We start from the raw sequence: 24208 nt of genomic DNA, 5'->3' as shown, positions 1-24208 counted from the left end.
CCTTTTCTTAGGAGAATTGGCGCTTAAATTATTTATCCCTTTAACTATCAGCTTAACTATCACCCCTTAGCTCCTGTTGCCAAGATTTAATCTTAGTTAAGCAATTTCTCTAACTGGGCGGCATCAGTGACGGGAGGTTGACATGAGAAATTTTTACATACATAAGCTGTGGGCTTTCCCTCCAGGCCCTTTCTTTCATTTAGGATTGGAATCAACCTGCTGATTTCATCTCCTGGGGCCCCAGGCATTTTAACTGCAACCACCCTTTCAGGATTAAAGCCTTTATTTACTGCCTTCAACAAGGCTGCTGTTTCTTTGCTTTCAAGGTCTCCAACAATACTAACTTCAGTTGAGGCAACCTCAGCAAAATAGACTGCCATGAGAAAGTGTGCATATCCAGGTGGCGACTGGCTTACTGTACCTCCAAAGGTCTTTAACTGCCTCTGGGCTATTCTAGAAATATTTTCATCCCCTGTCAGGGCAGCTAATTTCAAGAAATTGACTGCTGCTACTGAATTTCCTGAGGGCATGGCACCATCATATAACTCCTTGGGTCTTGCAATAAGTCTTTCACCATCATGTCCATATAAATATAGTCCGCCTTCCTTTTCATCCCAGAACAGGCTGAGCATATTGTTATTTAACTCAAGAGCCAAAGCCAGGTGTCTCGGGTTAAAAGTGGCTTGATATAGTTCAATTAAACCCCAGATCATGAATGCATAATCATCAACATAAGCTAAATATGCAGCTTCACCATCCCTGTAACGGGCTAGAAGCCTGCCATCTGCTCTTTTTAGTCTAGCTGTTATAAAATCTGCCGCACTTTCTGCTGCTTTAATGTACTTGCTCTCCCCCAGCACCCGCCCACCAAATGCCATGGCAGCTATCATTAAACCATTCCATGCCGTAAGGATCTTATCATCCTTAAGTGGGTGAACCCTTTCCTTCCGACGGTTAAATAACTTCTCTCTTTCCTCGGTTAGATCTTGTCCAGTATCCAGGTCTTTACCAATAATGTTGGGAATGCTCTCTCCCTCAAAATTTCCCATATTCGTAATATCAAAGGTCTGACAAAAGAGTTTTCCTCTGTCCCTGCCGAGCACCTCGAATACCTCATCAAGAGACCATACATAAAACTTACCTTCTACTCCTTCAGAATCTGCATCCTCTGCAGAGTAAAATCCACCCTCCTCTGAGGTCATATCTCTAAGTACATAGGTAAAAATCTCACTGGCAACCCTTGAATAAAATTGATTTCCAGTAGCCTGAAAACACTCTAAATAAGCTATGGCTAACAGCGCATTATCGTAGAGCATTTTCTCGAAATGGGGCACCAGCCATTTCTTGTCAGTTGAGTATCTGGCAAAGCCAAAGCCAATGTGGTCGTAGATTCCACCCTGATACATGGATTGAAGGGTCTTTTCAACCATATCCAGGGCTTTTTTGCTGCCAGTCATTTTCCAATAACGCAGCAGAAAAGTTAAATTATGTGGACTAGGAAACTTTGGTGCTTCCCCAAATCCGCCATACAGGGTATCAAATGTATGGCTATAATAATTAAAAGCACGCTCAAGGGCATCCCTGCCAACTACACCAGCTTCACTTTGAAAGTATTTATCCTCAATACCTTTTACAATAGAATCTCCCGCACTAAGAACCTTGTCTCTTTTAGTTTCCCATGCATCATGGAGCTGCTCAAGTATTTCCATTATTCCTGACCTTCCATACTTCCTCTGTTTAGGAAAGTATGTTCCTGCAAAGAAGGGCTTTTTATCAGGAGTCATGACTATGGTCAGGGGCCACCCGCCCTGCCCAGTAAGTGCCTGGCATACTGCCATATAAATTGCATCTATATCGGGCCTTTCTTCCCTATCAACTTTAATTGATATGTAATATTTATTTAAAATCCCTGCAACCTCTTCATCCTCAAAGGATTCCCGTTCCATTACATGACACCAATGGCAGGTGCTGTAGCCTATGCTTAAGAATACAGGTTTGTCTTCTTTTTTAGCCTTTTCAAATGCTTCCTCACCCCAGGGATACCAGTCAACTGGGTTATAGGCATGCTGGAGCAAATATGGTGATTTTTCATCTATCAATCTATTTACTTTATGTGCATTTTCCACTGGGCAACCTCCTCCTTTTAATTAATTTGGTTGATTATATCCATTCTTATTCTTGGCACATGGACATTTCCTGTTTTTTTGCTTTTTAACGTCACGAAACCAGTTTATATGATAGGTTTTGAGTTTACTATGATTTATATACTATGTATAACCAATTGTAGCATTTATTAGGTTTCAGTCTACTTAATCCTGCCATTCTTCACAAAAACTTTGTTTTTAACACATTCCATAAATATTAACCGGCAAATATGCTATAATTTTAGTAGAAATATTGTCGATAAATGGAGGGATTTTAATGCGAAAAGGGGCATGGATTATAGTTATCTTGTTGATAGGTACTTTATTCTTTTTGTCTTCAATTCCTGGATTAAGGGTTTTGCCAGTATTAAAATCCATAAATTCCATTTTAATCAGCCTTGACCTGACTGTGATAAGGTTTTCTGAGTGGTTGGCAAGTCTCATCCCCCTTGATTTTAATGAACTAAGATATATAGACACCTTAACTCAAGACTTTTTAATCTATGCTCGTGAAAATCCCATTATTATTGAGTTTTTCCTTCGTAAGCTAGCACACATTTTTATCTTCTTTATAATAACTATTGCAGTTTTCTTTCTTCTGCACCAATATGTTAAAAAATCATATGCAGCAGTGGTCCTGTCTCTTTTAATGGGTGGAGCCTTGTCTTATCTAGATGAATACAGGCAGTCCTTTGTAGACGGAAGGTACTCCAGCATGGTCGATGTTTTTATCAATATGATCGGTGTTACCCTGGCAATCTGCCTTATAATGTTTTCTCTTTTCATAACTAAAAGAGGTCGGTGTAGAATTGCGCATCATGAAAAATCTGCCGTAAAACAGCAGCAGGAAAATGCACCTGGTTAAAATAGGAAAAAGAATACCCTACAGAACAGTTGCAGTCTATTTTACTCCATAAAAAAAGAGAGGTAACTATTACGCTAACTCTCACTATTTTAACTCTCCACTTATTATAGTAGGAGTTCATCGCTCTTTCTATTTTTAGCAAATGCCATTGCAGTAAAAATGGCTGCTATTTAATTAATTGTAATTTTATTTCCTGAGTTGCAACTCTCTTTTCTAATGATTTAACATCTTTGCTAAGTTCCTTGATTGATTTAGTATTATGCTCATAACCATCAAATAACGCTGACAATTTTTCTCCATGACTATTTTCAATATTAATAACAGTCTTTTTAATATCAGCTACTTCAGCTTTTACACCAGCTACTTCAGCTTTTACACCGGCTACTTCATTCTCGATACCTGTAATCTTTTGATGTATTTCAGCTAAATAGTTAAGAATTTTATCCTCAAAACTCATAATCTAACCACTCCTAATTATTTCCTAAACCAATTATAACTAAATACAAAAGAAAACGAAAGCCTTATTACGACGTTTTAATAGAGATAATAAAGAAAACTTGGCTTTCGCCAAGCCTTTTGGCGCCAGCGAAAGCCTTAGTTGCACTTATACTATCTACATTTAAAAGTTATACTTTCTGATAGTGTAAAAAAGAAGCCCATAAAGGCTTCTAAATTAGCTATCAATATTAGTTGTTTTTTTGATTCACACCAAGATAATCCATAAGAGCAGCTTGAAATATTTTTGAATAATTAACCCCTTGGGCCTCTGCCATTTCTTTTAACCAAGCAGGTATAGTTAAGTTGGTTTTTACTGCCCTATTATCTAATTCATTTCTTACAAGGTTAGGGAAAACAGTAACAGGAGAAATTATATATCCTGATGCTGTTTCTGGATCTACCTGAGGCGTTTTAGATGGAGCAGGTATTTCATCCCCATCCTTTTCCATACCGTATATATGCAAGCCTAATGCTTCGGAAGCTTGTTTTTGTGCATCTTCAAAGTCCTCACCAAAGCTCACACAGCCAGGTAGGTCAGGAAAATATACACTATAACCTGTTTCAGTCGGTTCAAATACTGCAAAATATGTGAGTTTACGCATAATAAAAGTCCCCTTTCTATGATATAAGCAAGTACTTCATTTTAACCCTGCCTGCTTTAGTATGCTGTTTAATGTACCAGGAGCAATATCACCTTTATGTTTAGGTACTGTTACTTTCCCAGGTTTTATAGGGTGTTTAAGCTGAGTAAAGTATTTTTAAAATTTCTCTTACAGTCAATTTTTGCCCCTCCCTATATCACTCATTATACGCCTTATATATGCGCACGTCAAGAAGAACACGGTAATAAAAAAGAAGCCTCTTTGGGCTTCAGTATTATTGGTAATTACTAGACTCTGATAAAATGGTCATTTGAAACAAATATATTTCTCTTTTTGAATGGAACTGGGCTGTCAATAAGTAAAAACCAACGGGGTCTGCCTTTACATTCTATTGGGAAATATGGATTGTCAAGATAATACTTATCTTTATTATATATCCATAATGGTTTATCAACTCCATAATAATCAGCTAACCTTTCAATAAGTGCAGCCACATAAGAATACTCTTCTTTAGACACCATGCCATATTGTGCAGGCTCATGAATAATCATCTTGGTCCTTATTTTATTATCGCTTCTAATAAAATCATCAATAAAATTACTTATATGTATACTAAAATTTCCATCCTTCGTCTTTAATTTATCATTATTTATTAGCTTAATAACTTCATCTATCGTGATCATTATCAATTTCCTCCTGTATAAAAATTTCATCAAGCAAATAATATGTTTTAGGCAGTAATCTTAGTACACCTCATTTATTGATGACTTTGTTAACAATTATACACAAATTTTGCTATTATTAAAATAAAAAACGTTTTTGGTACACTTAATTCGTAGCGCATCCAATCATACATTATCCCCCAACTGATTTATATTATTTATATAACTGCAGAAGGCCTACCTAAATAAAATCCTTGTGCATATGTAACACCTAAATCTTTAACTATTTGAAGCTCATTGCAATTCTCAATATTTTCAGCAATAACTATACTTCCAATGTCCTTTCCTATTGCTACTAGGTGTTTAATAACAGAACACTTATTTGAGTATTTATCACAATCCTTGATAATTGGACCGTCTAACTTAATATAATCTGGAGCAGAAGCCAGAACCAGATGAAGTCTGTTAAAACCAGTTGCAATATCATCAATGGAATACCTATAACCAAGCTCCCTTAAATTTTCTAGCACTTTAATAAAGCATTCCATATCTGAGATTTCCTCCACCTCAGTTATTTCTAGAACTACCTTGTTTGTTGGAATATTTAGCCTGTTATAATTGTTTTTAGACAACCACATTAATGTGGAAGGTCTAATATTTAAAAAAAGAACCCCTCTGATTCTTGGAATGTTTAATATTGCACTATTTATACATTCAATATCAAATTCTACTGTTCTCCCTTCCTTTTCAGCTCTATTGAAAAGTTCTATTGGGGAGAGGCCAGTTTGGGATCTAATTAGAGCTTCATACCCTACAATCCTCATTTTTTCTAGAGAATAAATTGGTTGATAAACTGGATAAATATTGTTTCTTTCCCTTACTGCAAGACTTGACATATACTTTTCACCTGACTTTATTATTATTTAACATTAACTTATGAAATTACTTTAGCCCTAGAATCTTCTTAATATAGCTCATTAGTTTTAGTTTAATAGATTTAGACTTATTAATATTTTCCATGAGAGTATGTTGCAAAAACCTTTTTTCCTCTTCACTAAGCTGTACTTGGATTTTCTCCATTTTTAAACCACCCCTTGTATAGCGAATTCGTTAAAATTTTCAATTACCTACTTGACATCATACCGCTGCTTTCACGTATAATAATTGACAATAAAAAAGAGAGCCGTTAAAACCAGCTCTCCATTTAAAAATTAAATAAAAATTATAAGCTGGTGGCCTGGCGATCATAGCTCTTTGCAGAGAGCTTTAGACCCATAGCTTTGCAGTCACTACCTTTCGATAGTTTTGCCTTTTTCAGCAAGTAATGCTGTATCAAATTTCACCCTAGTCCTATTTACTTTAGGACAAAAGTCTAAAGTAATCTAATTCCCCAATAAAATCTTAGATTCCTTCGGGAAATTTGTCTATGATTGTCGAATTCAACTATTTATAGATGATATTTAGCATTTATGTTAATATATGTTGTACAATATTTATATTTACTAAGCATAAACTTGGCTTTCGCCAAGCCTTTTGGTGCCAGCGAAAGCCTTAGTTGCTTATAAAGAACACGATGTTCTAATGTCGGATAGCAGCTTAGACGCTGGGTTTTAGCCAACGACTATCTACATTTAAAAGTTATACTTTCTGCCCTGAAAAATAAATTTTCATCCATCAGTGGTGCCGTAAAATGGCATGGGTGTCTGATAGTGAAAAATATACCCCCAGAGAGGTCCATTTTATAATCATAATTTATTATTTTATCAGCTGCAGTTTAATCTCTTGAGTTGCAACTCTATCTTCTAAAGATTTTATGGCTTGGGTGTTCTGTTCTACTTTTAGTGATAATTCCTCCTGGCCCTGTACAATTCTATTCATCCCGCTTTCCAACCTGTCCACCCTTTGTTCAAGCCGTTCCTGCCCTTTTCTAAGCTGCTCAATAGCCTGGGTATTTTGTTCATAACCGTCAAACAAAGCTGATAGCTTTTGTCCATGGTCATACTCAATGTGGATAACAGTCTTTTTAATATCGGCTACTTCGCTCTTGACACCAGCCACTTCATTCTTGACACCAGCCACTTCGCTCTTGATACCAGCCACTTCATTCTCAATGCCTGTAATCTTTTGATGTATCTCAGCCAGGTAATTCATTACTTTTTCTTCAAAACCCATAACATTAATCATTCCTTTTCAACTCAATCAGTACATGTTATTTCTACACCAGCCAGGAATTTCCTGCTGCTTTTTTTGATTCTTTGTTTACATTATTACAACCTTACTTAGGAATAAGATGGAGGTATATTATTTGTTTTAGGTGACATATGTTATATTTGGGCACATTTATCTATGCTATGGAGAAGATTTAAGAAAATTACTTAAATCCCATATATCTTTACACAACTTTGACATTCTTTAGGTAAGGAATATTTTATCATAGCATTCTCATATTTTCTTTCAAACTCCTTTATCTTAGGCAGACTCTGCTCAGCGTACATAAATTCCTCTACAAGCATTACATACTCATTATTTCTATTAGAGAAACACTCTCTAAATTCAACATATTCCTTTTTATCCCATATTTCTTGAAATGTTTTATCTTTAATATTGCCAAAGGATTTTTGTGGAATTTCAAACCTTTTACCTTTATAGATTCTTGGATTTATCTTTCTTCCAAGATAAGTACAGGGAGTTACTTCTCCTGTGGATGTAATAAACACAAACTTATTAGGATCTAGCTTACAAACTTGCTCCTGCTCTTTTAGGGTCATATTGCAGTATCTAAAGGAAAAGTTATTTGCTATAGCGTGGTCTTTGGTTTGAGATAGTAGCGTTGTATATTCTTGATTAGGTTTTTCATCCCAGCTAAAAACTTTACTGAAATCGGCTTCATTATTAAACACATAATCTAAGTTTGTAGCATATAAATCGTCAACACCAAGTTCACAAGCTAGTTTCACCATCGAAGGCAAATTTTTAATACTTTCAGTTGTAAGCATATAGGAAAGACTAATCTTTGGTGTATTTGATAAAGTTGAATTGGTTTTTTGTTTAAGTGCTACAAGTTTTCTTACATTGTCAATAATGCTGTTTAATTCAGATCCCTTGCGCAGCTTGTTGTGAATTTCTGGTGTATCATTTACAATGGATATGGATATCAAATCTATATTGTGATATATCACTTTTTCAATTGCATTCTCGTTAAGTAGTGTTCCATTTGTTGTAAGGCCAACCTTAGTACCAGCCCCTTTTACCATATCTGCCATTTTCCATATATGCTTATTTAGCAAAGGCTCTCCCCATCCCTGCAAGTAAACCCAATAAGCCATAGGAAAATAAGGCACTAGTCTGTTAAAAAGCTCTAATGGCATTTGGCTCTGGTCAGTATCAGGCATGTAAACAGTAGGGCAAAATGTACATTTTAGATTACAAGTAGGAGAAATACCAACCTGGATAGCCTCTAGCGGTCTTGCCTTTGCCTTATTAGGTTTAAAAAGTTTAAGAGATTCAATAATTCTTTTCAAAATAATCATCCCAATCACCATATTCATACTCTGCCAGAAGTATGAACTCAAATAAGGAGATTTCACTCAACTTATAAAAAATATTCTATTAGCTACTATGATATTCCTTTCGACTCTCATGTAAATAAGCAAAAATTTTAAACTCATTTGGAGTTTCCCGCTGGATTAGTTCAACTAGAAACTTGCCAATTTATTGGCCTAACATTTTTCCATATTCTTTCGCTTTCACTAGTCCATCTGTTGCTTCAATGTCGCCTTTTTTATTAACCTTTGGCACTGCCACAATACCTTTGTCTTCCCACTTCATATAATGGGCAATCTCTTTATAGGTTGCTATTATTCCATCAAATATTTTCAAATTATCATCGGCACCGCACACTAAAAGAAGACATTCTTTAATTTTCAAAGGACGTAAACAGTTTTTCCCTGCATAAGCATATAACTTGTCAATAAATGCTTTGATTTGCGCAGGAAAAGTAAACCAATATAGGGGCGTTGCAAATACTATGACATCAGCTGTTTCTAATAATGGTGCCAGCTCATCAAAGTCATCTTGAAAGGAACATGGTTTTCCTTTGCTCCAACAGGTTTCACATGCTATGCATCCACGGATTTCTTTTTTAGCAGTTTCAAATTTTGTTACTTCATGTCCAACCGAGAGAGCTTCTTTGATAAAAGTATCAGCCATCCTATCACTATTTCCATTTTTCCTCGCACTTCCAGTCAATACCAATATATTTTTCTTTGCCAATCTTTTTACCCTCCCCATACTATCCACAATTATACTTTTAGTATTGGCAATAATTATACAAATATTTCTACGGGGATATTAAATAGTTTTTTATACTCGATTAATATATCTTTGGCAACTGGTTCAATTTTTTTAACCGTTGCACCGCGGCAGATAGTGTTTAGATGGACCCTCTCTATGGGCAGGGTATTGGCTATTTCGGCTATTTTCTGCATCTCCTGGGGATGTTCATTTACCCCCTTCACCAATAACACTTCTAACCATATTCTGCCTTTATACACATTACAAAAGGCCTTGATTCCTTCAATGACATCATGGACACTTACAGAGGAACACGGTCTATTGATCTTTTCAAAAACATCCTGGGAAACAGCATCAAGAGAGGGTACTACTAAATCAGCCAAATCCAGATCCCTTCTGACATCCGCCTGGTTTAGGAGAGTTGAGTTTGTAAGTACGGCTATTGGAATGCCGAGATCTTTGATTGCAGCAATTATTTCACCCAACCCACTATGGAGTGTGGGCTCCCCGGATCCTGAAAAGGTTATAAAATCAAGTCCTGGAACTGCCCTTGCCCTTATCTCCTCTATGACCTGCTTTGCAGGGGCATATTCTCCTCTGATACAGGTTAGAACTGCTGTTGGTCTGGCTTCCTCACAGTAAATACAGTCAAGACTGCAGACCCTCCCAGGAGTTAAATCCACCCCCAGAGACCATCCCAGCCGCCTGCTGTTTACAGGTCCATAAACATAGCCCATTTCAATCACCCCTCTCTATTTCTATAAGATGCTTCCAATGACGGGAAGGCATAAAGCTTTTTTGAAGTCTGGGATTCTTTCTTTCTCTTATAGTAATCTTATCAAAATATGTTTTCCATACCTTTTGATAGAGATATTCTTCTTCATCTATTGGTAAGGCTTGAGTAACCTCCAGCTCTGTCATTACCCATTCAGTTTGGTTATAACCTGGATTCCCGCCAACTCATAACGAGGTAGGCGGCTCAACTCCCAGTGCATGATAAATCTCCTTTTGCTTCTCCAGCAGTTCGCCTACACGCAGTTGCTGGCCGGGAGTTTCAAAACATTCAATGACATCCAACTTATCCAGAACTTCCTGGATGGTGTACTTTTTGAACAAACCCGACACCTGCATCTGTTTTTTAATGTAAGACAGGTATATCAAAGCCACAAACTCAACGAAAAGCTTACCTTCCAGGCTTTGCTCGGAGGATACCAGGGTGCGACGTAGGTTTAACCGTTCTTTCAGGTTGCCAAAGGCCTTCTCCACCAGGTCCTTGTTCCGGTAGATTTCCAGGGCGGTTACCGCGTCCATAGGTTGGTTGGTGAGAAGCGCAAAGAACCCGAAATACTTCTTGGCCTGTAAAACCGCTTCTTCCTTTACTGTTGCTTTTGTGCCCCGTTTGGGTGTGGTCTTTACATCAAAGTACTTTTTGTACTGGTTTTCATGCTCTGGGATCCGCTTGCCGGATTCCAGTTCGCGGCGCAGGGCCATTAGGTTTCTGTCAAAAGCTTTCTCCTCTTCGGCGGCTTTGTCGATGTTATAGTAATAATGGACATAGATCCGGCGGGGTTCTTTCAGGGTTTCCTTCTTGTACGGTCGGTACTGAGTATACTGCCACTGGGTTTCAACTGTTCGGCAGTAGAGTTCATGTGTCTCATTGTAGTGTTCAAAGCTGCGGAAGCTGTCATAAATGCCTTCCAGGTTCGACCTCATGAAGTTCAAAGACATTTTGCCAGCGATGAGAAACTTCAGATGGTCTTTAAAGAGGGCATTAATGTTTTCTTCACTGTAAAAACCCCGGTCCATAACAAGCTTAATTTTGGCAAAACCCAAGGTGTCTAATTCCGCCAATAAGTGCTTCAGGGTTTTGGAGTCTGGAATGTTGCCTGCCAGCTTTCGATAGTAAAAAGGCAGGTTGGACGTTTCACCAAAAACCAGGGCCAGGTTAAGCTGTGGAAGCCTGTCATCCTCCTTGTTTTTACCGTACTGCACTTGTCGCAGACATTGGGAATAGCTGGAGATAGAGGTAATGTCGTAGGCCCAGTATTCATTTTCACTCCTGCGTTTCCCCTGAAGCTTAAAGAACTGCTGCTTGTCTTGTTCTGTGATGGATCCGAACAATTCGCTGCTACGCTGGGATGTAATGGTTTTGCCGTAGGGGTGTTTGTGTAGGCTTCCCCATTTTTCAAAACGATACAGCGGGTTGTGATCTTCCAGTACCAGATAATAGGCCGTGGATAGGATCTGCAGGTAGGTTTCCGGAAAACAGGCCTTTAAATCCTGGGCGATGCCCAGCTTTTCGCCAATGGTATCCAGTAGATACGTGGCACCATAAAAAGAACGGGCAGTTTTCTCTGCAGGAACCGGGCCTTTTTTTGCAGGAAGAGATTTATCCTTCTTTTTCCGCCCCCGGCCGTCTGTCGGAAGGATTTCACCGGTCTTGTCATCCACCCGGCCAATGAGGGTTCGCTTAGAACGCGACTGTTGCTTTTCCTTGTTCCAGTAGGACACGGACTCATACGCATATGTAATACCGGATCGCTTGTCTTTCTGGTGAATAATGGCGGTCATCAGAACACCTCCTCGTTATGTATATTGTATCACTATAACGAGGAGTGAGGCAACTATAAATGTGCTAGAAAGTAGTAATTTCAATGGTTTTTTAACTCTTTCTTCGCTGACTCGTTATGTGTCAGCGGGAGGGTAGGTTATAAACTATGGCTGTCTTTCTTTTAATATCGTGGATAATCCAATTTTGATTCTGACTATAATCCCATTCCTTTAATATCTGCCCAGGCTTTTCTTTCTGGTAAAAGGCTTCATAGACAGCAGTCAGCAGGCCAGAGAAGGTGCCATCATAAATATATACTATCATGTAACCACTTCCTAAATAATGAATAGCTGCTAGCAGCCTAAGAACTCTTTGGTGAAGAAGGTAAGCTGATAAATTTGCGAAAATAAAACATTTAGTTTTTAAAAGAAAATTAAGTTATAATTAATTATAAAAGTTAGCCCTTAACAGCATTTTAGGTTCTAACTACCTATTAATCTGGTGATTATCATGAAACGAATTCTGCACATTTACTCCCAAAAACCTGGTTTTACTGGAAGTGGTGTCTACTTGCAGTCCTTTTTGCAGGAAGCTCACAATAACAGTTATAAACAGGCTGTTATATTTGGGGCTTCGGCACAGGACAACATTGCTGCCTTTATTAAAAATGGAGAAATCATAGTATACCCAGTAGTCTTTAAAACCAGCAGTTTGCCTTTTCCAGTGGTGGGCATGAGTAATGTAATGCCATATGAAAGTACCCAGTACAAGGACCTTGCTGGCATAAAATACCATCAGTGGAAAGAAGCCTTTACTAGTAATATAAAAAAGGCACTTGAAGAATTTGCTCCAGATATCATAATTAGTCATCATTTATGGCTCCTTACTTCTTTAGCAGCAAATATAGCTCCTAACATTCCTATTGTTGGAATATGCCATGGAACTGATATAAGGCTGCTAAAACAGGAAAAGAGTTTTTATAAAGAGGTTGTTGAAGGATGCTCAAAACTAGATGCAATTGCAGCTCTGACACAATTTCAAAAAAAAGAGATTAGTAATTGCTACAGAATACCTGAAGACAGGATTTTTGTTGCCGGCGGGGGTTTTAGCTCCCACATCTTCTATCCAGGAAAATGTGGCCTGGATAACAAGCACATTAAGCTAGTATATGCCGGAAAACTAAGCAACTCAAAGGGAATTCCCTGTTTGCTCAAGGCTTATGATGGCCTAAAGGCTAAAGGACATGAATTGGAGTTATTAATTGTAGGCTCAGGTACAGGAAATGAATATGCAGAAATTCTAAAGGCTATAGAAAAATGCAGGAACAAAGTAACTTTTTGTGGAAAGGTTTCGCAAGAAAAGCTTGGGGAAATATTCAGAGAGGCACACATTTTTGTTCTGCCTTCCTTCTATGAGGGCCTTGCTCTAGTAGTTATTGAAGCCATGGCATCAGGATTACGCGTTGTGACAACTGAAGTTCCTGGCCTCAGACAATGGCTTGGTTCGGAAATTAATGAAAGTGGTCTAATCTCCTATGTCCAAATCCCTAATCTTATTAATGTTGACGACCCAGTACCATGTGAGCTGCCCATGTTTGAAGACAACTTAAAAACGTCAATTGAGCATCAGATAAATGAATTATTAACCCATGGCACAATCCTGGATTCCAAAGTGCTTATGGCAATTAAAAACAAGTCATGGGCTGCTGTTTTTGGAAGAGTTGAAGATAAAATGAAACTTCTATCACTAGCTACAACATCTAACATTCTATCGGATAAAAATTGCCAATACCTTTAATAATAGCCTATCATATTTAAATTAATTAACAATTATTAAAATATTAACAAAGCAAAATCATCCGCCATAACGGCAAAAATATCAACTTAGATTTGTTTAGCATTGCTTAATGGTATTAATGGTATTAGTCAAACACAGCCTGGGAGAGAGGTTATTATGGATGCAATAAAAAAGTTGTTGTTTCTAATAGTTGTTATAGGAGTGGCCACTATTGCCTGTTTTTATTTTTTACAGGAAAAAATGTTATTTTTAAGACAGCCAGTAAGCCAGGAGAGATTAGCCTATATTAGAAATACATATCCAACAAATATAGAGGAAATATCCATTATAGCACCTGATAATATAGAACTGAACGGTTGGCTTGTTAAAAACTCTTCATATAAAAAGAGTCCCTTAATTATTTATTTTGGGGGCAATGCTGAAGAAGTTTCATGGCAAATTGAAAACGCATTTAAAATAGATAACTGGTCCATGGCACTTATTAATTATAGGGGTTATGGCCTGAGTCAGGGAAAGCCAGGTCAAGAATATCTTTATAATGATGCCGTTGAGATTTATGATTATTTTTCTCAAAGAAATGATATAGATGCAGGTCAGATAGCAGTAATGGGACGAAGTCTGGGAACAGGGGTTGCCATACATCTGGCTAAAGAAAGAGATTTAAAGGGTATTATATTGATTTCACCCTATGATAGTATAGCTAATGTGGCAAAGGAAACTTTACCTTCTATACTAGTATCAAATCTGTTAAAGCATCCATTTAATGTTGTGGAGATTGCTCATGACTTGAAGGTTCCTTTACTGGCCATTACTGCAAGTGAAGATAGGGTTATATCACAAGAACGTTCTCAAAAGCTAATTGAGTCGTGGGGAGGCAATTATTTCTGGCACGTAATACAAGGCAGAGGGCATAATGATTTGCATCATGATGGATCATTTATAAAAAAAATTAATGAATTTCTGCTAAGTTTGACATAAAGGATTAAGCACTTTAACGCCTTCATAGATCTGCCCGTGGGTTAAATCTTCAGACCATATGACACCACATCCGCAGGCCTTTGCACTATTAACAATCATTGCATCCCAAAAAGATATTTTATTTCTTTCCTGGATATTAATTGCTTCTATAACATCTGCCCCATCCGGCACATGATAAGGCCATAAACTTAAGTCTTTAATTATTTGAATGGTTTTATCCTTGTTCAAAGGAACAGGTACCTTCTGGGTAACCACAACATAAAACTCCTGCATGACCTGTATGCTTAAACATCCTTTATTATTTTCCCATAGGTTAATGAATAGTTCCTTGGCTATTCCATGTTTAGTTTTGCTGCTAGAATCGTAACAATAAACTAGAATATTGGTATCCAAGAATTGTTTATTACTATCAACGATCATATAGTTCATCTCTTTTCCAGGAAGGCTGCTCCTTTACTTGTAGGTCAAAACCTTCCTGTACAAGGTAAACCTGTCTCTCTTTTGCTCTCAAGTAAGCCTTTTCTTTTTCTACAATTTCTTGAAGCTTTTGCGTTAACAACTTGGAGACAGAAGTATTTTTTTGTACAGCTATAAGCTTGACTTGTTTTAGTATTTCCTTGGGTATTGAAAGAGTAATATTCTGGTTTTCCATGTTCACCACACCTCCACTAAAATAAGTGTAACACGTTTATACGTGAATATCAAGAATGAACTACCTATGGCTGGGACTAATGAACGAGTTTTAACATTTCTTCATCCGTCATGGTGCTGTCGGTTTGTTTTGCCGCAACTCCTTGAAAGTAGCCTATGAAAACCATTTTGAAAGAACTCTTTGACGGCAACATATATCCAGATGAATTGATTATTTCAAGAGACCCGGAGTACTATCCATTAAACAAAAAAATATCCGGCACAATGGAAATCTGTCAGAAACTCATCCAAATCCTTTAATTTGTGAGCAAATTTGCGTTTTGTAACCCTGTTAAGTTCCTCAACAATATGAGAGCATAATACTATCGCATGTTTCTTGCAAAGCTTTGTTTTAAGTTCATTCATCTGTACTGATGGAAAAAAAAATAATTGAAATCAGGACATTGGTATCAATCATTATTCGCATATCGTTCTTCCCACATTTCTTTTCTTATTTCCTTCACAAGTTTATTCATTTCTTCCGGAGAATTGCAGCCTGCTTTTTGTGCTTCACCTGCCATTGCGTCTTGTATCCTATTAAATGCCAATAATGCAGCGTTTTCAAAATATATCCTGCCGTCTTGTTCTAAAAATATTATCTTATCGCCCTCTTTTAGATTAAGCTTTTTTCTGATTTCAATCGGTATCGTTATTTGGCCTTTTGATGTAATTCTTGCGACTTCCATATTTAAAACTCCCTTCTTACTTTTCTCTTCATCCTTGCATTCCTTACTTGATTATATTATATGCCAGATGAGTAAAAATGGATGCTTACAAGCTTATCTTGATTCGCTTCCACATTAAACACTATAACAACATCTGCTACGGATTTATATCCAACTTCAGTAACGTTGCAAAAAAACATTTAGAATTTGTCAAGTTATAATAAATTTTGATAATCAAAGAAATGCTGCGAATTAAGAAGATAAAATAGATATTTTGCTGTATTTGCATTAAAAAATCCTTTATAATAGAGATAACAAGGTAGTCCTTGCCAAATCCCTAATATAAAGGAGTAAATCATGCAAGGCAAGGATATCAATAAATCCACTTTTTTTCAACTGTTTAAACCAATAATTAACGAAAATTTTTTAAGTTTTTTATCAGACATGGAAGCCGATAAGTATTTCAAGAAGTTTAACACATTAGAATTCATTGAACTACTAGCCAATTCTCAGATTAATCAAAGAGCCAGTTTAAGAGATATTAGCAATGACTTTAATAATGATGAATTTTGCGAAGCTTTTGATTGTGAATCCTTTAGTCCTTCACAAATATCTCGTAGATTAAGAGATCTACCAGTAGAGGTAGTAGCTTATTTATTCAAAAATATCACTACGCAACTTGGTAAAGAACTTGGTCATGATAGAATACGTCAAGAAATGGGACGGTTGCTAATACTTGATTCTAGCGCCATAAGCTTATGTTTATCTCTGTTTAGATGGGCTAAATTCAGAGAAACTAAAGCAGGGATAAAGCTTCATTTACTACTTGAATTCTGCAATGGTGTGGTTATACCAGAAGAAGCAATAGTTACACCAGCAAAGCCTGCAGATAAAAACATGATGGATGATATGATAATCTATGAACAAGGAACCATCTATGTTTTTGACAGGGCGTATGTTGATTATGAGAAATTTGATGCATACTGTAAAGAGGGTATTTACTTCGTCAGTCGCTTAAAAAGCAATGCAATAGTAGAAGTAATAGAAGATTATCCAACCTCTGGTAACATAACAAAACATCAGCTAGTACGCCTTGGTAAAGATGGCTCTACAAAAATGGAGCATCCCCTACAGCTTATAGAGACACAAGACAGTAAAGGCAATAAGATAATTATCATAACGAATAAGCTAGAACTATCTGTAGATGAGTTAAGTAGTATTTACCTCTATCGCTGGCAAATAGAAGTATTTTTCAAATGGCTCAAACAGCAGTTTTGCATTAAGCACTTTTATGGGCAAAGTCCCCAGGCAGTGGAAAACCAGATACTAATAGCACTAATAACACATTGCTTGCTGATGCTGCTTAAATTAAAAACTGGCTATCAGGGTTTAATGCTAAATTTTAAAAGAATGCTAATCACTTGCTTATTAGAAGCATTTAGTACATTTATTCGCAAGCTTCATCGAAAACCTAAGCGGACCTCGAAGGGGCGACGAAAAATTGACCACGAACTAACTTACAAAATGACTCTAAGGCAGGTGATAGCAGGCGAATCAGATCATTTAGATGATCTTACTTATGACCCAGTACTACTGTAAAGCGCATACTGTCAAAATGTGGATAAGGACTACCCCTTACTTCGCCTTTTTGGCAATTTGATCAGGAAATTTAATTGTTAAATTTAAACATATTTAGCTTAATTATCCATAGTTAATTATTGCTATTTTCTGGGTTTGACAATGTTAGAAAATTTTTATGCAACACTACTGATCCAACTTGTAAATTTTTGAAAGTATGTTGTTTGTCCTCTTTCGGGCAGGGTTTATTTTAATAAAACATTACTGCTTATCTTTTAACTGCTTACGCTTCTTACCTTCGGTCAATTCCTTGTAGTTTTCCTTTGTGACAACTTTGGTTCCTGTTTTGGATTCGAGTTCTTTCCTCGCATTTCCTGCAACAGTGCCGCCTTCATGGGCTGCTGTGAGATTTTCTAAAAATCCTTGGGCATCTCGTTTTCTTGAAATTTCCGTTGTAGAAGCCTCACCAAGCATAGTGAAAATCAACTCAAGGTCTGTCATATGATCCCGGAGATTATCAGTTGGCTTGCTTAGTTCTTTAAATTTTTTGTATTCGGAAGGCGTCATCCCAAATGTTGCGCGGCTTATTTCTGCGGTTAATATTGAATATTCCCTCTGCTCTTTGAGCCCTCTCTTTTTCCATTCGTCCGTTAATTCATCTCGAACTGCAATTCCACGCATGCGTTTTTCTATCCAATCATCGCTGTAACCTTTCATTTTATAGGTTTCCCTAATGCGTTGAGTGGCAAGTTCAGGATTTTCAATTTCTTCGAGTCTTTCATAACCGACTTGAGCCAGCCACCGTTTGAACGGCTCTGCTTTTTGAGAAGGTATTGTCTGTATAATCCTCAACAATACTTCTGCATTTGCGCAGTCTGTAAGATATTTTTTGCCATCAGACGCCTCCATTTTCAGTTGTACGATAAAATCGTACAACTGAATAAAACCTTCTTTTTTCAGCTTTCTTTTTAGGTCGCTCCAATATCTTCTTGGATTATCTGTGTCTGTGAGAATTTCTACAATATCTATTATCGAAAAATACCATTTCTGCTCATCATCATTCCATAATGACCGCACTTTCTTTGATTCAAAAAGTTTTATATTGCTCATGCCCCACACCCTTTACATCTTTTTCTATAATTCTATCAAATAGTTTTATCTTTTGACAGCACATAAGGCCTATACTCCGTCTTGTTCTTCATCATGCCGTAAACAATGTTTACTAATCGGCGCATAATACAAACCAACGCCTGGATTTCGTCTGCCCTCGCTGATTTTGCGGAGAAAATAAGCTCGGAATATGGGGTTATAAGGCTTTCCGGCTGTTGAAACAGATACCATGGTTACCGCCAGAAAATAAAATAATCCGTGCAGCTCACGGTTACCTTGTTTTGAGCTTTGCTCCTTGCCTTTGCCGCCGGAACTGAACTTTATTGGCGCAATTCCTGCATACGAGCCAGTTTATCAGCACTTGGAAAACGGCGTATGTCACCGATTTCGGCAATGAGTTTGCTTGCTATGGCAATGTTAACGCCCGGTATTGTTGTTAGTTTATAGTCAAAATACCTCAGCATCCTTTCGATTTCACAATCGACCAGGGCTATTTCTTCCTTTTGCTGCTCAAGACAACGCGCAACCTTCTTTGCCAGCTTATTAAACTCGCTGGGTTTGTTTTCGATAACAATTGCATCTAATTTTTCATTCCAGCAATTCACTAAAACAGCGGTATGGGTGTCCTTGTGCAGATCCATACCGACATAGAGGTAGTTTTCTCTTCTCTGCATATCATCCCTTCTTTTGTCCTGCTCTCCGCTTCAAGTCCCGAGTACCGGCAACCTCAGATGATAGCCTTCGTTCTCAGAACGGGCAAGGGCGCGACAGCCTATCTACCGCAAGACTCACAGTTTCAAACAGGTTATTTTCACTATTGTTGTGTGATGTTAACTCTGTCTGAAAAGTATTGCAGGTCATTTCTGCGTTTGTATCAAAACTGTCATATGCAGAAAAAGAAAATGAGGGATTTTTCCGGGATAATTTCTTACCCCCTTAAACCCCCCTCTGGCACAAATTTTATCATAGAACAGATTTCCTGTAAATCCATGATTCACCATGAGCCATGGGGTACAAGCCGATTTATATGTTCATTACTGGCAGTCTGCAAAAGCTGTGCATTTCATATATGCCCTCGTTATCCGGCACACAAATGTTTAATGCCGTGAGCCACCGTGTGCCGCTGTGTTCAATTTTTATAGCCATCATAAGGTGTTTGCCCATCCATCGGAAAAGAGGCCGAATTTGACGGCTTTGTGCCGGAAATCATCACATGAATTATTCGGCAGCAAATTGCCCTTAATCATCCCTGTTTACAGGGTGAACCATGGGGTCGAAAATGATGCTGGTTAAAGGCGGGTGCACCTTTGGGCGCACCCGCCGGTTTACAGCGATCGGCAATGCCGACCGCTTAGGGCTTTTGGCAAAAAACCAGCCGTTTCTTTTAGGTGGTTGTAAATTGAGCAAGGTATACCTTTTAGGTGGCTGTAGTCATACAATCTCAGCCAATACTAGCATTCAATAAGGTGTCTATAAAGGTAAATCAGCATTTGTCAAGGAACATAGCGGGGCATTGCTGTCCATTATGGCCCTATAATGTCTTTCCAGGATACTCTCCACGCCAAATTTTCAACGCCGTCTTAGCCTCAAATCCAATAATGTCGCTACGCTTTGCTACTTCTTCCAGAACTTCAACAGCCTGTTCGATCATAATATCCAACCTTATAGCATCTGTTGCAGCTATTGAGCGTGCCTTATCATTATCGGAATTCATGACTTGCATCAATACTTGCATAGCTAAATCCTTATTTTGCCCTAAGCTCGCAAAGACTTTTCGATTCTCTTTTGCAATCTTATTACCTCTCTTATAATCACCGTTCAACGCTGTTTCTGCCAACACGATTCCTGTTTCGAGATATTGATTTATAATTTTTTGAGGTGTTAATATTTTTTTCATTTTATCACTCCAAACTGTTTCAAGACATCCATACCAAATTGATATTGCATTTCAAAACTCTGTCCAGCAAGCCAATCTCTGACTCTCATATTACCTGAAATATCAGGTCGAATACTATTATAATATCCGCTTATCTTTGCATGAGTCGCAGAATCAACAGCAATTACATTATTGGTATTATGGATTTGCTGCGGGCTAAACCCTGATTTCTGGATTTGACTTTGTTCAACAACATGGTGCCAAGCCTTTCCTTCTCCAGCAGAACCAAGTTCTTTTTTTAGAGCATTGAAATTATCAAAAGCCTGCCCCGCGCCCTCTGCAGCGTTACTCGTTCCCTTATCCAGAAGCTGTCTCAAATAATGTCCGGCATCATCAATTTTGCTAGATAAACTAAGGACTACTTCTCTACTTGCCTGTACAACTTTTCCTCCACCTGCAGGAACAACAGGTACTAAAAATGCTACTCCATCTATAACCAGTATTACAGCATTTTCAAAGCTTTTTTCGTTTGCAAATGTACTGTATGAATCCCCCAATATGAGTAAATCTGTATGGCGATCTGGTGAGGCTGACCAAGCAGCTAGATATAAGGCTACAGGATTTTTACCATCTGGATCTACATAAGCTAAAGGGTTATTCCAACAGTAAGTATAAAGATTTAGGCTTAGAGGATTTGTCAGCTGTCCTTCGTAGCTGTCTCTGGTAATGAATCTGCCTATGGCTGGGTCGTAGTACCTGGTCCTTAGGTAATATAAACCACTCTCCTCATCGTAATATTCTCCTGCGTAAAGTATGGGGTTTTCTATTTGTTCCTGCTTGTCTAGGATATTGCCCCATTCATCATAAGAGTAGCTATTAACTATATTACCATTTTCATCCACTATTTGCACTACATCTCCATGGCCGTTATACAAGTAGTAGTAATACTGCCCACCTATAACCCTCACCAGGGGTTTATGTCCCCATACTACCTGGACTGCAAGTGTTCCATTTTCATCTGTTTCTACGATAGCTCTGCCGACATTGTCGTAATAGTATCTAGTGATTCTCGATGGGGCTGCTTTCTCAAACCTAAGCCCTGCATGGTCATATTTATAGTTGGCAATTAAGGTATTGTTTAAGTCTGTATATTGAACCAGTTGATTTAAGGTGTTGTAGTTATATTCACTTTCTAGTTCCAGGGCATCCATGTAGACAGAGGAGATATATCCTTCCATCTTTGTCCTGTTTCCCCTGGCATCATATCCATAGGTGGTTTGATTATTTCCTGGATTGTGAGATTGTGGTTCTGTTATTATGGGTTACTGTAAAACCGCACAATATCCTAGCCATATCTATGATAAAAACAAAATATGTACATATAGTGCCATGGTTAAAACTATCGAAATATACTTGCGCTGCTTCTTCATTTCCATTACCTCCTATTTTTTTAATAATATATCATTTTCAATATTTGTACCCATTATTGTTTATATTTGTTATGGTGTAAATTGGAAAAGAGTCATGATTATTGTAGGAAAATATACCTATTTCTGGGATATGCCATTTGCTTTTTCCGGTTGAATAATAATGGGATGAGAAATTTAGAGAGGTTGGTAAAAAAAATAAACAGCTCGATAGGAGCTGTTTGGAGGTTAAAAGCTTTTTTGAATTATTATAGTTTATCCTAGATATATACTGTTTACGTGACGCAGTTTTGCTATCCTGTCCTCTGCCAGCCTGTTGGCTGCCTTGCAGGTTGTGATTTTGTATTCTTTAGCAATGGACAGCACCTGTTCTATATTATCATAAATCTTTTCTACTCCCTTTAATACCCTCTCACGGTTATAGGTATATAACTCATCTGATACATTTATGAGACCGCCAGCATTAATAACAAAGTCAGGTGCATAGAGAATGCCTTTCTCATAAAGCATTTCTCCATGATGTTCTTCCTGCAGGACATTATTGGCTCCGCCTGCTATTATGCTGCTCTTTAACTGGGGCAAGGTAACGTCATTGATCACCGCACCCAGAGCACAAGGGGCAAAAATATCACAATCCACCGAGAAGATTTCTTCTGGTTCCACAGCCCTTGCATTAAACTCCCTAACTGCCTGGTCAATCTTGCCTGGGAAAATATCTGTAACAATCAGGTTACCCCCTTCTTTGACAATATGCTGGCAGAGGTAATAGCCAACATTTCCTAAACCCTGGACAGCAATGGTCCTGCCTGCTAGAGAATCATTTCCAAAGACTTCTTTGGCCATGGCTTTCATGCCATACCAAACTCCTAGAGCTGTGTAGGGAGAAGGATCACCACTGCCCCCGGATGCACCAGTGACGAACCTGGTCTCCATTTTTATATAATCCATGTCTTGTACAGTAGTACCCACATCCTCGGCTGTAATATAGCGACCATTTAAGCCCTGTATATACCTGCCAAAGGCACGGAACAGCCCTTCACTCTTGTCTCTTTGGGGGTCCCCGATTATTACGGCTTTTCCTCCACCAAGATTTAAACCAGCTACAGCAGCCTTGTAAGTCATGCCCCTGGCTAGTCTCATGGCATCAACAATTGCAGCTTCATCTGTTTCATAGGTCCACATACGTGTTCCGCCAAGGGCCGGTCCTAATGTAGTATCATGGATAGCAATAATTGCCTTTAATCCGGAAACCTTATCCTGACACAATATAACCTGCTCATAATCACTAGCCTCCAACATTTTAAATACTTCCATTTACCTTGGGCCTCCTTTTAATGTAACCTTACTTGTTCAATTCTTCAATGGGTTGATACTCCAAATCTGGACAACCATATCTTGCTGAACCAAAGGCTTCTCTGCCAACAGATGATAATGCACTTGCCCTTAGCCTTTCGTGGCAGGGCAGGCCAATTAAATTCAATACTTTTCCCTCTGAAATATCAATGCTCATAATTCCCCTGCCGTCTTCCTCCAGCATACAGATTAAATCGGGGAAAATAGCCCTGACCTTATCATCTACCCACAAGGCCATGCTTTCATTCTTGACTATCAACCTGGCTTCCCCACCGGCAAAGCCATCTGTTCCGACCATTTTAACTACTGTACGATAAAATCCACCCTTGTCTTCTCCCTGTACAGTGGCAACTTTACCCTTAAACAGGTTTATTCCGCCCATATAACTCCTGAAGGCCTCAACAGTATCTCCTCCAGTGTTTCTTGCATTAATCACTTCTTTTCCAATGTCCAGGGCCAAGCTAATACTTCTAGGAATTACAGATTTTTTAAGCTGCACCCCGGACATGGGATAATGGGAGTTGCCTCCTAAACCACCGCCATTAGTTACCATATATCTGCCAACCTCATCGGGGAAGGTGCTGTTTATACTTTTGGTAACAATTATGGTATTTCCCACGTGGTCGGCCAGGGGCATGGGCGTCAAGGAAATACCATGGCCTATAAAGCTGGTCATTTGAGTTTCCGGGGCACACCTTCCCAGCCCGTCACCGTTAATTACAGGAATACCGGCCCTGGCAGCCAGGGCAAACATCACAGGAGTATTCAGACCTCCAACCTCAAAGGGAACTACATAATTAACCTCCCTGTTAAAATATCCTTCCATTGCCTTTAAAGCTATGAGAAGTTCAAATCTTTTGTCCCATTTGCTCATTAACTGTTCAATACTCAGCTTCTCCAGGGTCTTAACTGAACCCATAATCCCCCCGGAAATAACAAAGGCATCATCCTGCACATCCTCAGGATCCACCATCCTGTACACCCTACCTGATTCCATGTCAGATTTCATAATTGCCCTGCCCCAGTCAGGACTGCCGCCACCTCCAGTACCAAGTATTGCAAGTCCTTCCAGGAGCGGTTCAATATCTTCTAGTTTGAAAACATACTCTGCCATTTATT

General features: G+C 38.3%; 26 protein-coding genes, 4 pseudogenes and 1 riboswitch. Of the genes and pseudogenes, 5 read left to right on the top strand and 25 right to left on the bottom strand.

What is annotated here, in order from left to right; genetic code table 11:
- Positions 1 to 92: 92 nt before the first annotated feature.
- Complete coding sequence (locus K364_RS0100690; protein ID WP_028306413.1) at positions 93 to 2126, bottom strand: thioredoxin domain-containing protein; 2034 nt, start codon at positions 2124 to 2126, stop codon at positions 93 to 95.
- Positions 2127 to 2421: 295 nt separating this feature from the next.
- Here K364_RS0100690 and K364_RS0100685 point away from each other — a divergent pair, with 295 nt between their 5' ends.
- Positions 2422 to 3009 carry a VanZ family protein gene (locus K364_RS0100685; protein WP_028306412.1) on the top strand — a complete coding sequence of 196 codons (588 nt, stop codon included), beginning with the start codon at positions 2422 to 2424 and terminating at the stop codon, positions 3007 to 3009.
- A 166-nt stretch (positions 3010 to 3175) separates the two neighbouring features.
- On the opposite strand, the gene K364_RS0100680 is transcribed toward K364_RS0100685, so the two are convergent.
- The 13 genes and pseudogenes from K364_RS0100680 to K364_RS0100625 all read right to left on the bottom strand — a co-directional run bounded on the left by K364_RS0100680 (position 3176) and on the right by K364_RS0100625 (position 11939).
- Complete coding sequence (locus K364_RS0100680; protein WP_028306411.1) at positions 3176 to 3466, bottom strand: hypothetical protein; 291 nt, start codon at positions 3464 to 3466, stop codon at positions 3176 to 3178.
- Positions 3467 to 3695: 229 nt separating this feature from the next.
- Positions 3696 to 4109, bottom strand: a complete 414-nt coding sequence (locus K364_RS0100675) for a type II toxin-antitoxin system HicB family antitoxin (RefSeq protein WP_028306410.1) — start codon at positions 4107 to 4109, stop codon at positions 3696 to 3698.
- Between the two features lie 36 nt (positions 4110 to 4145).
- Positions 4146 to 4253, bottom strand: a pseudogene (locus K364_RS25995) (type II toxin-antitoxin system HicA family toxin); the annotation flags it as partial.
- 143 nt (positions 4254 to 4396) lie between these two features.
- Positions 4397 to 4792 (bottom strand): hypothetical protein, encoded by a 396-nt coding sequence (locus K364_RS0100670; protein ID WP_028306409.1) that lies wholly within the window; start codon positions 4790 to 4792, stop codon positions 4397 to 4399.
- 197 nt (positions 4793 to 4989) lie between these two features.
- Positions 4990 to 5667 carry an EAL domain-containing protein gene (locus K364_RS0100665; RefSeq protein WP_028306408.1) on the bottom strand — a complete coding sequence of 226 codons (678 nt, stop codon included), beginning with the start codon at positions 5665 to 5667 and terminating at the stop codon, positions 4990 to 4992.
- Between the two features lie 46 nt (positions 5668 to 5713).
- Complete coding sequence (locus K364_RS26530; protein ID WP_156946368.1) at positions 5714 to 5851, bottom strand: hypothetical protein; 138 nt, start codon at positions 5849 to 5851, stop codon at positions 5714 to 5716.
- A gap of 148 nt (positions 5852 to 5999) precedes the next feature.
- Positions 6000 to 6091, bottom strand: a riboswitch (cyclic di-GMP riboswitch).
- 435 nt (positions 6092 to 6526) lie between these two features.
- Positions 6527 to 6955: a hypothetical protein gene (locus K364_RS22355; protein ID WP_156946367.1), complete on the bottom strand. Its 429-nt coding sequence runs from the start codon at positions 6953 to 6955 to the stop codon at positions 6527 to 6529.
- A gap of 191 nt (positions 6956 to 7146) precedes the next feature.
- Entirely contained in the window at positions 7147 to 8301 is a 1155-nt protein-coding gene (locus tag K364_RS0100650; protein ID WP_277995520.1) for a radical SAM protein, read from the bottom strand.
- Between the two features lie 181 nt (positions 8302 to 8482).
- Entirely contained in the window at positions 8483 to 9043 is a 561-nt protein-coding gene (locus K364_RS0100645) for a flavodoxin family protein (RefSeq protein WP_028306406.1), read from the bottom strand.
- Positions 9044 to 9096: 53 nt separating this feature from the next.
- The gene (locus tag K364_RS22350; RefSeq protein ID WP_051533709.1) at positions 9097 to 9801 is read right to left on the bottom strand and encodes a radical SAM protein; all 705 of its coding nucleotides are present in this window, start codon (positions 9799 to 9801) and stop codon (positions 9097 to 9099) included.
- Between the two features lies 1 nt (position 9802).
- Positions 9803 to 9994 (bottom strand): annotated as a pseudogene (locus K364_RS0100635) (DUF4130 domain-containing protein); the annotation flags it as partial.
- Between the two features lie 30 nt (positions 9995 to 10024).
- Positions 10025 to 11635 (bottom strand): IS1634 family transposase, encoded by a 1611-nt coding sequence (locus K364_RS0100630; RefSeq protein ID WP_028306404.1) that lies wholly within the window; start codon positions 11633 to 11635, stop codon positions 10025 to 10027.
- Between the two features lie 121 nt (positions 11636 to 11756).
- Complete coding sequence (locus tag K364_RS0100625) at positions 11757 to 11939, bottom strand: hypothetical protein (protein ID WP_028306403.1); 183 nt, start codon at positions 11937 to 11939, stop codon at positions 11757 to 11759.
- Positions 11940 to 12125: 186 nt separating this feature from the next.
- On the opposite strand from K364_RS0100625, the gene K364_RS22345 reads away from it, so the two are divergent.
- On the top strand, positions 12126 to 13412 hold the full coding sequence (locus tag K364_RS22345) for a glycosyltransferase family 4 protein (protein WP_051533708.1): 1287 nt from the start codon (positions 12126 to 12128) through the stop codon (positions 13410 to 13412).
- A gap of 156 nt (positions 13413 to 13568) precedes the next feature.
- A complete protein-coding gene (locus K364_RS22340; RefSeq protein WP_051533707.1) occupies positions 13569 to 14390 on the top strand; it encodes an alpha/beta hydrolase in 822 nt (273 codons plus the stop codon).
- Here K364_RS22340 and K364_RS0100610 read toward each other — a convergent pair.
- Together K364_RS0100610 and K364_RS0100605 are read right to left on the bottom strand one after the other, a co-directional pair.
- On the bottom strand, positions 14376 to 14810 hold the full coding sequence (locus K364_RS0100610; RefSeq protein WP_028306402.1) for a PIN domain-containing protein: 435 nt from the start codon (positions 14808 to 14810) through the stop codon (positions 14376 to 14378). The two genes, K364_RS22340 and K364_RS0100610, sit on opposite strands and share 15 nt — an antisense overlap.
- Positions 14800 to 15042 carry a hypothetical protein gene (locus tag K364_RS0100605; protein WP_028306401.1) on the bottom strand — a complete coding sequence of 81 codons (243 nt, stop codon included), beginning with the start codon at positions 15040 to 15042 and terminating at the stop codon, positions 14800 to 14802. The genes K364_RS0100610 and K364_RS0100605 overlap by 11 nt, the downstream gene beginning before the upstream one ends.
- Before the next feature lie 155 nt (positions 15043 to 15197).
- Between K364_RS0100605 and K364_RS27750 the strand changes: the two genes are divergently transcribed.
- On the top strand, positions 15198 to 15341 hold the full coding sequence (locus tag K364_RS27750; RefSeq protein WP_422857194.1) for a DUF6809 family protein: 144 nt from the start codon (positions 15198 to 15200) through the stop codon (positions 15339 to 15341).
- Between the two features lie 149 nt (positions 15342 to 15490).
- On the opposite strand, the gene K364_RS0100600 is transcribed toward K364_RS27750, so the two are convergent.
- Complete coding sequence (locus K364_RS0100600) at positions 15491 to 15766, bottom strand: AbrB/MazE/SpoVT family DNA-binding domain-containing protein (protein ID WP_028306400.1); 276 nt, start codon at positions 15764 to 15766, stop codon at positions 15491 to 15493.
- Between the two features lie 336 nt (positions 15767 to 16102).
- On the opposite strand from K364_RS0100600, the gene K364_RS0100595 reads away from it, so the two are divergent.
- Positions 16103 to 17344 (top strand): IS4 family transposase, encoded by a 1242-nt coding sequence (locus tag K364_RS0100595; protein WP_028306399.1) that lies wholly within the window; start codon positions 16103 to 16105, stop codon positions 17342 to 17344.
- A gap of 240 nt (positions 17345 to 17584) precedes the next feature.
- On the opposite strand, the gene K364_RS0100590 is transcribed toward K364_RS0100595, so the two are convergent.
- The 8 genes and pseudogenes from K364_RS0100590 to K364_RS0100555 all read right to left on the bottom strand — a co-directional run bounded on the left by K364_RS0100590 (position 17585) and on the right by K364_RS0100555 (position 24203).
- A complete protein-coding gene (locus tag K364_RS0100590) occupies positions 17585 to 18433 on the bottom strand; it encodes a BRO-N domain-containing protein (protein WP_035267373.1) in 849 nt (282 codons plus the stop codon).
- A gap of 35 nt (positions 18434 to 18468) precedes the next feature.
- A pseudogene (locus tag K364_RS27745) lies at positions 18469 to 18867 on the bottom strand (transposase); the annotation flags it as partial.
- A gap of 90 nt (positions 18868 to 18957) precedes the next feature.
- Positions 18958 to 19107: pseudogene (locus K364_RS27740) on the bottom strand (IS110 family RNA-guided transposase); the annotation flags it as partial.
- 349 nt (positions 19108 to 19456) lie between these two features.
- A complete protein-coding gene (locus tag K364_RS27470; protein ID WP_277995517.1) occupies positions 19457 to 19582 on the bottom strand; it encodes a hypothetical protein in 126 nt (41 codons plus the stop codon).
- Positions 19583 to 19964: 382 nt separating this feature from the next.
- Complete coding sequence (locus K364_RS0100575) at positions 19965 to 20330, bottom strand: hypothetical protein (protein WP_028306395.1); 366 nt, start codon at positions 20328 to 20330, stop codon at positions 19965 to 19967.
- Complete coding sequence (locus tag K364_RS0100570; protein WP_487249614.1) at positions 20327 to 21625, bottom strand: RHS repeat-associated core domain-containing protein; 1299 nt, start codon at positions 21623 to 21625, stop codon at positions 20327 to 20329. Before K364_RS0100570 ends, K364_RS0100575 begins: the two co-directional genes overlap by 4 nt.
- A 366-nt stretch (positions 21626 to 21991) precedes the next feature.
- Entirely contained in the window at positions 21992 to 23050 is a 1059-nt protein-coding gene (locus K364_RS0100560; RefSeq protein WP_028306392.1) for a Glu/Leu/Phe/Val family dehydrogenase, read from the bottom strand.
- Between the two features lie 28 nt (positions 23051 to 23078).
- Positions 23079 to 24203, bottom strand: coding sequence for an S-methyl thiohydantoin desulfurase family protein (locus K364_RS0100555; protein WP_028306391.1), 1125 nt, complete (start codon positions 24201 to 24203; stop codon positions 23079 to 23081).
- Positions 24204 to 24208 lie beyond the last annotated feature (5 nt).

Origin of the sequence: Desulfitibacter alkalitolerans DSM 16504, from assembly GCF_000620305.1 — a bacterium.
GTDB classification, from domain to species: domain Bacteria; phylum Bacillota; class DSM-16504; order Desulfitibacterales; family Desulfitibacteraceae; genus Desulfitibacter; species Desulfitibacter alkalitolerans.
This window is presented reverse-complemented; position numbering and strand designations above follow the sequence as displayed.

Bases quoted from the DNA above. Each gene is read 5' to 3' on its own strand.
- K364_RS0100685 (WP_028306412.1), top strand. From the start codon at position 2,422: ATGCGAAAAGGGGCATGGATTATAGTTATCTTGTTGATAGGTACTTTA.
- K364_RS0100680 (WP_028306411.1), bottom strand. From the start codon at position 3,466: ATGAGTTTTGAGGATAAAATTCTTAACTATTTAGCTGAAATACATCAA.
- K364_RS0100675 (WP_028306410.1), bottom strand. From the start codon at position 4,109: ATGCGTAAACTCACATATTTTGCAGTATTTGAACCGACTGAAACAGGT.
- K364_RS0100670 (WP_028306409.1), bottom strand. From the start codon at position 4,792: ATGATCACGATAGATGAAGTTATTAAGCTAATAAATAATGATAAATTA.
- K364_RS0100665 (WP_028306408.1), bottom strand. From the start codon at position 5,667: ATGTCAAGTCTTGCAGTAAGGGAAAGAAACAATATTTATCCAGTTTAT.
- K364_RS26530 (WP_156946368.1), bottom strand. From the start codon at position 5,851: ATGGAGAAAATCCAAGTACAGCTTAGTGAAGAGGAAAAAAGGTTTTTG.
- K364_RS22355 (WP_156946367.1), bottom strand. From the start codon at position 6,955: ATGATTAATGTTATGGGTTTTGAAGAAAAAGTAATGAATTACCTGGCT.
- K364_RS0100650 (WP_277995520.1), bottom strand. From the start codon at position 8,301: ATGATTATTTTGAAAAGAATTATTGAATCTCTTAAACTTTTTAAACCT.
- K364_RS22350 (WP_051533709.1), bottom strand. From the start codon at position 9,801: ATGGGCTATGTTTATGGACCTGTAAACAGCAGGCGGCTGGGATGGTCT.
- K364_RS0100630 (WP_028306404.1), bottom strand. From the start codon at position 11,635: ATGACCGCCATTATTCACCAGAAAGACAAGCGATCCGGTATTACATAT.
- K364_RS0100625 (WP_028306403.1), bottom strand. From the start codon at position 11,939: ATGATAGTATATATTTATGATGGCACCTTCTCTGGCCTGCTGACTGCT.
- K364_RS22345 (WP_051533708.1), top strand. From the start codon at position 12,126: ATGAAACGAATTCTGCACATTTACTCCCAAAAACCTGGTTTTACTGGA.
- K364_RS22340 (WP_051533707.1), top strand. From the start codon at position 13,569: ATGGATGCAATAAAAAAGTTGTTGTTTCTAATAGTTGTTATAGGAGTG.
- K364_RS0100610 (WP_028306402.1), bottom strand. From the start codon at position 14,810: ATGATCGTTGATAGTAATAAACAATTCTTGGATACCAATATTCTAGTT.
- K364_RS0100605 (WP_028306401.1), bottom strand. From the start codon at position 15,042: ATGGAAAACCAGAATATTACTCTTTCAATACCCAAGGAAATACTAAAA.
- K364_RS27750 (WP_422857194.1), top strand. From the start codon at position 15,198: ATGAAAACCATTTTGAAAGAACTCTTTGACGGCAACATATATCCAGAT.
- K364_RS0100600 (WP_028306400.1), bottom strand. From the start codon at position 15,766: ATGGAAGTCGCAAGAATTACATCAAAAGGCCAAATAACGATACCGATT.
- K364_RS0100595 (WP_028306399.1), top strand. From the start codon at position 16,103: ATGCAAGGCAAGGATATCAATAAATCCACTTTTTTTCAACTGTTTAAA.
- K364_RS0100590 (WP_035267373.1), bottom strand. From the start codon at position 18,433: ATGAGCAATATAAAACTTTTTGAATCAAAGAAAGTGCGGTCATTATGG.
- K364_RS27470 (WP_277995517.1), bottom strand. From the start codon at position 19,582: ATGATGGCTATAAAAATTGAACACAGCGGCACACGGTGGCTCACGGCA.
- K364_RS0100575 (WP_028306395.1), bottom strand. From the start codon at position 20,330: ATGAAAAAAATATTAACACCTCAAAAAATTATAAATCAATATCTCGAA.
- K364_RS0100560 (WP_028306392.1), bottom strand. From the start codon at position 23,050: ATGGAAGTATTTAAAATGTTGGAGGCTAGTGATTATGAGCAGGTTATA.
- K364_RS0100555 (WP_028306391.1), bottom strand. From the start codon at position 24,203: ATGGCAGAGTATGTTTTCAAACTAGAAGATATTGAACCGCTCCTGGAA.